Annotated in this window: 1 protein-coding gene; it reads right to left on the bottom strand. The window is 58.1% G+C overall.

The window, feature by feature from the left end; all coding sequences use genetic code 11:
• Positions 1–296: translation initiation factor eIF-2B alpha/beta/delta subunit family protein (locus H2O73_RS23685; RefSeq protein WP_220457719.1), on the bottom strand; the 296-nt coding region annotated here is incomplete at its 3' end.
• Positions 297–315 lie beyond the last annotated feature (19 nt).

Here is a 315-nt window from a genome sequence, read left to right as displayed (position 1 = left end):
GCCCAGCGCAGGTTGATCGCCGTAGGGCGGGTTTTCTCCAGAAAGCTCCAAGCCGCATCCATATTCGCATCCGAGGGGTCCTCGGCCATGGCTAGCGCCATGCCGTAAGCCGCCGTAGCCCCTATCAGGGGCGCACCGCGCACGCGCATCTGGTAGATCGCATCCGCGAAATCCTGCATCGTGGCGACCGGAACGACGCGAAAGTCATGGGGCAACCAGCGTTGGTCGATAATTTCGAGAACGTTTTGTTCGTGGTTCCACCACAAGGAACGGTAGTGTGTACCGTCGATTTTCATAGGACGTCCTTTCTATTGA

Source organism: Vibrio marinisediminis, from assembly GCF_014050145.1.
Lineage (GTDB): Bacteria > Pseudomonadota > Gammaproteobacteria > Enterobacterales > Vibrionaceae > Vibrio > Vibrio marinisediminis.
This window is presented reverse-complemented; position numbering and strand designations above follow the sequence as displayed.